This is a genomic window from Sphingomonas sp., assembly GCF_035317925.1.
In the GTDB taxonomy this organism is placed as follows: Bacteria; Pseudomonadota; Alphaproteobacteria; order Sphingomonadales; family Sphingomonadaceae; genus Sphingomonas_I.
The window spans coordinates 1-7,042 of sequence record NZ_DATHFV010000106.1 but is presented as its reverse complement, the minus strand read 5'-3'; the positions used below and the strand labels follow the sequence as shown (position 1 = coordinate 7,042).

Genomic DNA, 7,042 nt, shown 5'->3' with positions numbered 1-7,042 from the left:
TTTCATGCCGCCCCGCACGAGGGCGAGGTCGCGGCGGTTCAGGTGGGGGCCGACACCTATCTTTTCTACGCATCCGATGGCGAAGGCGCGATCGATTCCGCGTTCAAGCTGGACGGGCTGAATGCCGACGCATTCCGCCTCGCCGATTTCTTCTAACGCCCCGGCTCATGGGAAGCGCCGTCGGATTTGCGGGATCCGACGGCGCTTGCGATGCCGGCGTTTTGGACCTTTGTTAGCGCCTGCCATGACTGGCAGCGTAAGCGAGCTCACTGTGGTCACAGATCCAATTCCTTGCGCGCCCAGTCATCTTGCATCTGGTATCCCGCCTGTCCGGTGAAAAATCCGTGCAGGAAACCAAGGTCGCCGGGAAGGGCCTGATCAACGCGATAGTCGAGGCTGAGCTGCCTGTAGGCCTGCTTCTGCCGTGGTGTCAGGTCAGCATGGATGCCGTACTTCGATTCTACGTGCTGGCCCCTTAAAGTACGCTGGTCGGGACGCGTGAAACCGCCTTGGTCAAGATATAGTCTCTCCTTATTCGCCGAGACGGTTTTATCGCCACGCGCCCATGTTCTTGCGCGTGAGCCGCTTTCGCCCAGGATTTCTTTGCTCAGGGGCGGACGATATCCCACAGGCAAAGGGCCTTTGAGCGATGGCAATTGGCTCGGAAGCCTCTCGCTGACTTTGCGGCCTACTGCACCGCCAGCCGCACCCAAAAGGCTGGCGGCGGATGCATTCTCGATCGCCTTCATCATCGAAGGCCGTCGACCGTTGAGAACGTCCTGCGCGAGCGACGTAACGAATCCCCCAGCCGCGCTAGCTTTACCCGGCTGACCGCGGGTTGCCATCACGCCTTCGGCCGCTCCGCCAAGCCCAGCGCCGGCATAGTCGCCCAGCGAACTCAATCTGCCACGCATCGCGTCGGAATAAGCCTGACCGCCGACGCCGCCGGTTGCCCCCACACCGCCAAGCGCGGCCAGTTCTCGGCCGATCATTGGCGTGACCTGCTTGATGCGCGCGCCGGCTTTGCCGATCGTGCCAAGGCCACCTCCGACAGCGAGTTGAGCAACCGATCCGGCGATCTTTCCCGCAGTTCTGGCAACCCCATAATGCTGGGCGTAATATTGGTCGCGGGCATGTTCGTAGGCTATTCGGTCGCGATAGGCTTGGCTCAACGATTTACCGTTGGCAGCGTCAATCAGTGCTCGAGCACCGGCGTAAGCCTGATCGTCCAGTCCGAATGTGAAGTCGTCGAGCGCGCCTTGTCCGGCGGCAACGAGCTGATTCATCAACCAGGAATGATTTCCGAAATTGGCATTCTGCGGTCGGCCGTTGAAGGCCATCCCACCCCGTAGCCGGGTTTGATTCTGTGTAACCATCGCATCCCCTCGAAACGCAAAAAGCCCGCCGGGTGGGCGGGCTTCAGGCGCATTCCTACTGCTCAAATATCGCAGTACAAAACAGGAACGAACTTGTCAAGCGGCTTTTTGACTTTCTGCTCGATCCTCCGCGCCTCGCCTACGCACGCATCGAAACCGATTGGAAACCGTTCCGCCTCCATGAAGTGCTTGAATATGTACAAGGACGGGGCATGAAAACCGAAGTCGCGGATCTGATCGCCAACGCCAGGGCGGTGTCGCTCGGCATGATCAAGGTCGCTGCCACCAAGCCCAACGACCATCCGGTCGAAAGCAATGCGCAGACCTTCCGCGGCGCCGCGCACATGCTCCATGCCTTGTCGCAGGAAGTCACGCGGATCGAGGCGCGCGATGCCGATCTTTGCGCCAAGTTGCAGCGTATCGCCAACCTCAACGTGCGCGGCGCGGCCGAAGCGATCGGCGCGTCCGACTGGAAGGCGGTGGTGGAGGAATTGCAGCTCCTCGCCCAGGAAGCGCTCACCCCCGGCGCGATGCTAAAGCCGCGCAAGCCTGGGCCCGGCCCGGATCGGGCTATTCCGCGCCGTTGAGAACGGCTTCGATCAGCCGAAGGTGAAGGCGGCCTTGCGGCGGCTGCGCATCCCGCCGCCGATCAGGCCGAAGCCGCCCACCATCATCGCCCAGCTCGCCGGCTCCGGCACCACATCGACCCCGGGCCCCCGCGTCGCGACGATGTCGCTGCCGCCGCGGCAGATGCCGCTGCCGCCGTTCGCGTAGATATCGTCGGTCACGTCGACCGTCAGGAGCGATCCCGCGATCGCCGGCACAGGCAGCATGGCGAAAAAGCCAAGCGCGGCCGCTTTCAGAAGATTCATCTTATGTCCCTCAAACCCCATGGCGCGGACTGTCGGGTAATCTTCCTCTCTTCGTAGGACGTCAGGAAAACTGACGGAGAATTACTTAAATAGAAGGTAAAATTGATGGGTCGAGGCCGGGAAATATTTGGACCCGCTCGGCGCCTCGCGCCGCCGCCGTTTCCCCAAAAACCGGTAAATAACGGAGAAACCATATTGATCTCGATCAATGCGCGCGGCTAGTGGGAGGTGGGGCCAAGGAGTCGCAATGCCACGTTACTTCTTCCATGTGGAAGACGGCGCCAGCCACCAGGATGCCGAAGGGCTCGAACTCAACGGCCTCGATGCCGCGCGCGAGCACGCGGTCGCCTATTTCGCGGAGCTGCTGCGCGATTCCGCGCGCGCCTTCTGGAAGAATGGCGACTGGCTGATGCGGGTGACCGACGAAACCGGCCTGATCTTCTTCACGCTCCACTTCGCCGCCGTGGTCGCGGCGGCTGGAGGCGGCGCGCCGAACGCCCGCACCGCCTGATCTCCCTCGGCTCGGGCCGCGCGAGTTAACGGGAAAAAGCGCCGCCGACCGTGGGCGACCGGCGGCGCGTTCCTCTTCGGGGGAGGAGCTTCAGGCGAAGCGGACGGTGGTGCGGCGGCGCAATGCCGCACCGATCAGGCCGAACCCGCCCACCATCATCGCCCAGCTCGCCGGTTCCGGTGTGGGGCTGGAGCCGGCCACGGTCGCGTGGAAATTGTCGGTCGCGCCGCCATAGAATTGCTGGCTGTTCGTATTGCCGATGCCGGTGCTGATGTTCGTGACGGTATAATAGTAATTGGTGTAGTACTCGCCGAGCACTACGTCGCCGTCGACAAAGAAGAAGTTATCGTGCGCGCCGTCGAGCGAGGCGATGCCGCCATATTCATAGGCAGAGAAGTCGTCATTGAAGTGAAAGCTCTGCAGCGATCCGTTATCGTGGAAGCCGATGCCGTCCACGAATACGAAAATGTTCGACATGTCGGTGATCAGGTCGCCGCTCAGCGTCCCGTCGAACGATCCGGTCACGCTGTGGCCCTGGACCGTGTCGGTGAAGTTGAAATGCGTCGCCTGGGCCGTGCCGGCGCTCAATGCCGCGACCGACGCCGCGATCAGAAACCTGTTCATGCGAATACCCCCAAAACATGGCGCCGCCGCAGGACAGACCGCCAGACGCTGTCGGATACCCGCCGGGGCCGGATCGGGTCGATTGCCTAAATAGGCATGTCGGCGCGCACGCCGTCATCATCGCCCCTCGACCATCGCCAGCAACGCCTCTGCCGCCGCCTGCATCTTCGCGCGATCCGCCGCCGTTGCTGCGTCGCCCCCACCGCGCCCGCCCGCATTCTCCACTGCGCTCGAGACAAGACGCGCAACCCATGGTGCGTCGGTATCCGGAAACCACCAGCCGTCGACGCACAGGCTGTGCATCGCCGCGACCGCCTCGCGCCCGGCCTTGTGGGCGAGCGCGTCGAGCGCCGCGAAATATTCGCCCGGATTATCCTGCCCGTCGCCGTCATTGGCCGCCGTCCGGTCGCGCCGTTCGAGCTGGCCGGTCTTGGGCGCGAGCGCCGCAAACTGGTGCCAGTAGAGCCCACCATAGCGCCGCCCGATATCGCGCAACATCGCCGCGTCGCGTGCCATCCCATCCAGCAGCCCCGCCGCCCAGGCGCGGCCGATCTGGTCGCCCACCTGCTGGTCGGCGCGCCCGCTCTGGAAGCGCGCGAACATGGCCGCGCGCGCTTGCACCACCGCGTTGCCGCGATCGGGGAGCACGATCAGTCGTCCCTTGGCATTGCGTGCGCCCGCCTTGCGCGGCCGGCCCCGTCTCGCCTGTCCCATGTCAGTCTCCTCTGTCGATCGTCCGGCGATTTTTAGGCGGTGCGCGTGGGTCCATCCGCGTCTCGTGCGTTGATACGCTGCCCGTCATGGGTCATGGGGACAGTGCAATGATCCGCGCCGCCACAGCCTTCGCCGCCCTGCTGGCGCTTGCCGCCTGCGACGGCGGTTCGGTCGGGCAGACCAATGCCCAACAGCAGACCGAATTGAACGCGATCGCCGCCAACACGTCTGAAACCGCCGGCAGCGAGGCCGCCCAAAATGGCGATGCCGGTCAGGCCTATCGCGCCGGCGCCAGGAACCGCCCGCGCAAATATTAAGTGTCGTGCCGCATCCGGAACCTTATGCCCGCTGATCCGCTCGCCTCTCCACAGCCCGGATTTGCGGGCGGGAGAGGAAGCAGCATGAAAATCTTCAAAGCGATCATCGTCGCGCTGGGTGTGGCGAGCATCGGCATCGCCGCCGCGCCGGCCGTCGCGCAGGATATGCACCACAACGGCAACGCCTATCAGCGCGACGATCGCGGCAGGAACGATCACCGCGGCATGCGTGATGGACGTAACGGGAACTGGCGCAATCACCACCGCCATTGCCGCACCGAATGGCGTCACCATCGTCGCGTCCAACACTGCTGGTAAACCGATCGGAGCGGGCGCTTCCGCTAGGGAGCGTCCGCCCGGAACGTCGCGTGTGCGCACGAAATTCCTCGCGTCGGCACAGGCCGCCGCGCCTTCCAAAGCTTCCATATTGTCCTCGTAAAGCCTCAGGCGCCGCTATCTACGCAATTTGCGTATATAAGTCAAGCTGGACTACGTACATATTTTGCCGCATAGATGCGTACATGACGAATCGGGAAACCACCGGAATGGCGGTCAATCGGTTGCGCGATCGCGCCGGCTTGTCGCTGCGCGCGCTCGCCGCCAAGGCGGGTTATGCCGCCGCGTCGGGGATCCAGCGTTACGCCGACCCCGCCTTCGAAAGGCCTCTGGGCGTCGAGGTCGCACAACGCTTCGCCGAGGCAATGGAGGGGCTGGGCAATCCGCCGATTGCGCGGGGCGAAGTGCTGATGCTGACCGGCCTCATCACGGACGGCAACGCGCAGCCGTTTCGCCTGGAAGGATCCGGCGGGCAGCGCATGAGTCGCGATCTGCCGATCTATGGCACCGCGCTTGGCGCGGACGAGATCGTCGATGGCGAGGCGATCGAGCAGACCACGCTCAACCGCGCCGAGGTAGTCGAATATAAGCGCCGCCCGCCGATCCTGGACGGTCGGGCCGACGTCTACGGCCTCTACGTTCAGGGCTCGTCGATGCAGCCCCGCTTCCGCGACGGCGACACCGTGTTCGTGGAGAGCCGCAAACGTCCTGCGGTAGGCGATGACGCCGTCATCTATCTGCGCACGCCCGACGATACGGACGGCGAACGCATCAGTTCGGTGCTGATCAAGGCGATCGTCCGCAAGACCGCATCCTATGTCGAGCTCGAACAATATAACCCGGCCCAGATCTTCCGCATTCCGATGGAACGGGTCGATCATATGGATCGCGTGCTCACCCTCGACGACATGATCGGCTGATGCTGTTCCTGCCGCTGCTCGCCGCCGCGGCGCTCAACACCGGCGACGATCTGCTTGCCGCCTGCGTTGGCGAGGGGCCGAACAAGAGCGCCTGCACGGCGATGGTCGTCGGGGTCGTCAACGGCGCGATGCTTGCCTCGCAGGATGCGCACCAGAAGGTGCTGTGTTTCCTGCCCGGCCTGACCCCGCAGATGCTGACCGAGGCGGTCCGCAAATATCTCGACGCGCATCCGGAAACACGCTCCAAGCCCGCGCCTTTGCTCACTTATCGCGCGCTCAAAGAGGCGCTGCCCTGCCCTCAAGGCTGATGTACTTATTGCACGTACATAACTTGACTTATGTACGTGCAATAAGTACAAAGCAGGAACGTCGCTGAGTCGCCGCTCCGGTCGCTACGGCGCAAGGAGAGGGATGTTCCCATGCTGCAACAGCCGGTTTTGGCTGCCATCCGTGCTGCTTTGTGCGATCGCATCGATGCCGAGGCGATCCGCCAGCAAAGGCTAGCGACGTCGGACGTATCGATGCCCTCCAGCCTGCTCGCCGCCGGGCTCTGGCTCACCGAGCGCGGCTGGATCGACCAGGCTTCGCCCGGCGAGGTCTTCTTCGCCTGGGGGCCGCCCGCCTATCGCCGCTATCTCGATCGGCTCACGCCCGATCAACGCACCACCGAAATCGAAGCCGGCCACCGCGTCATCTTCGAAGGACGCGGCAACCGTCCACCCCTGCTCGCGCGTTTCACCGAACAGACTGACGGCTTTTTCCAGGACGCCGCCTGATGGGGGCACCTTTCTTCCCCCGCCGCACGCTCGAGGATGCTGCGATCGATCTGGCCCGCGCCGCCGAGCGCCTCCGACACTATCGTGCCCACGCCGATCGCGTCGTGACCGATCTCGAAGCACGCTGGGCGGCGAACCGCGCCGCACGGGATTGAGCCCGAGCGGCCACAAATTGCGGTCGTTCTGGTCGCAATCGTACAAGCTTCCTGCGTCTTTCTGCGACGATCGGGTGTTTCCCCAATACGATTATTCGCACGGCGGCTTCACTGCTGCACCCGGCGCCTCAAGGCGATCAGACGAGATAGTGGAGCGACGGACCCGTCAAACGGGGTGAACCCGTTCGCGATCGGGACGAACCGACATCCATTATTCGGCTTTACCCAGATATTAACCATATCCGGGGTAAAAAAGGCTTGAGAACTCAATCACTACCAACGGTCTACGCGGCTCCCCAAGCCGTAATTTCAGTTCAGTGGCGAGGCGTTTTGTCCATGGAAATCGGCGTAAATCTGGCCTCCATCAACTATTGGTCGACGGAGGAGCCGTTCATCGACCGGTTCCATATCGCGGACGCGTGGCATGCGAAGGATGCGGCG

Annotated in this window: 11 protein-coding genes and 1 pseudogene; 8 read left to right on the top strand and 4 right to left on the bottom strand. The window is 63.4% G+C overall.

What is annotated here, in order from left to right; genetic code table 11:
- Positions 1–275: 275 nt before the first annotated feature.
- A complete protein-coding gene (locus VK533_RS07770; RefSeq protein ID WP_324376294.1) occupies positions 276–1,340 on the bottom strand; it encodes a hypothetical protein in 1,065 nt (354 codons plus the stop codon).
- A 248-nt stretch (positions 1,341–1,588) separates the two neighbouring features.
- Between VK533_RS07770 and VK533_RS07765 the strand changes: the two genes are divergently transcribed.
- Entirely contained in the window at positions 1,589–1,963 is a 375-nt protein-coding gene (locus tag VK533_RS07765) for a hypothetical protein (RefSeq protein WP_324376293.1), read from the top strand.
- A gap of 12 nt (positions 1,964–1,975) precedes the next feature.
- On the opposite strand, the pseudogene VK533_RS17255 reads toward VK533_RS07765, so the two are convergent.
- Positions 1,976–2,083 (bottom strand): annotated as a pseudogene (locus VK533_RS17255) (PEPxxWA-CTERM sorting domain-containing protein); the annotation flags it as partial.
- 412 nt (positions 2,084–2,495) lie between these two features.
- Here VK533_RS17255 and VK533_RS07755 point away from each other — a divergent pair.
- Positions 2,496–2,759, top strand: a complete 264-nt coding sequence (locus VK533_RS07755; RefSeq protein ID WP_324376291.1) for a DUF6894 family protein — start codon at positions 2,496–2,498, stop codon at positions 2,757–2,759.
- A gap of 90 nt (positions 2,760–2,849) precedes the next feature.
- Here VK533_RS07755 and VK533_RS07750 read toward each other — a convergent pair whose 3' ends face one another.
- Together VK533_RS07750 and VK533_RS07745 are read right to left on the bottom strand one after the other, a co-directional pair.
- A complete protein-coding gene (locus tag VK533_RS07750; RefSeq protein WP_324376290.1) occupies positions 2,850–3,383 on the bottom strand; it encodes a PEPxxWA-CTERM sorting domain-containing protein in 534 nt (177 codons plus the stop codon).
- 117 nt (positions 3,384–3,500) lie between these two features.
- On the bottom strand, positions 3,501–4,097 hold the full coding sequence (locus VK533_RS07745; RefSeq protein ID WP_324376289.1) for a hypothetical protein: 597 nt from the start codon (positions 4,095–4,097) through the stop codon (positions 3,501–3,503).
- 107 nt (positions 4,098–4,204) lie between these two features.
- Here VK533_RS07745 and VK533_RS07740 point away from each other — a divergent pair, with 107 nt between their 5' ends.
- The 6 genes from VK533_RS07740 (at position 4,205) to VK533_RS07715 (ending at position 6,601) form a co-directional block, all read left to right on the top strand.
- Positions 4,205–4,414 (top strand): hypothetical protein, encoded by a 210-nt coding sequence (locus tag VK533_RS07740; RefSeq protein ID WP_324376288.1) that lies wholly within the window; start codon positions 4,205–4,207, stop codon positions 4,412–4,414.
- Between the two features lie 84 nt (positions 4,415–4,498).
- Entirely contained in the window at positions 4,499–4,732 is a 234-nt protein-coding gene (locus tag VK533_RS07735) for a hypothetical protein (protein WP_324376287.1), read from the top strand.
- A 203-nt stretch (positions 4,733–4,935) separates the two neighbouring features.
- Entirely contained in the window at positions 4,936–5,670 is a 735-nt protein-coding gene (locus VK533_RS07730) for a S24 family peptidase (protein WP_324376286.1), read from the top strand.
- A complete protein-coding gene (locus VK533_RS07725) occupies positions 5,670–5,978 on the top strand; it encodes a Rap1a/Tai family immunity protein (protein WP_324376285.1) in 309 nt (102 codons plus the stop codon). Before VK533_RS07730 ends, VK533_RS07725 begins: the two co-directional genes overlap by 1 nt.
- Before the next feature lie 111 nt (positions 5,979–6,089).
- On the top strand, positions 6,090–6,446 hold the full coding sequence (locus VK533_RS07720; RefSeq protein WP_324376284.1) for a hypothetical protein: 357 nt from the start codon (positions 6,090–6,092) through the stop codon (positions 6,444–6,446).
- A complete protein-coding gene (locus VK533_RS07715; RefSeq protein WP_324376283.1) occupies positions 6,446–6,601 on the top strand; it encodes a hypothetical protein in 156 nt (51 codons plus the stop codon). Before VK533_RS07720 ends, VK533_RS07715 begins: the two co-directional genes overlap by 1 nt.
- The last annotated feature ends 441 nt before the right edge of the window (positions 6,602–7,042 follow it).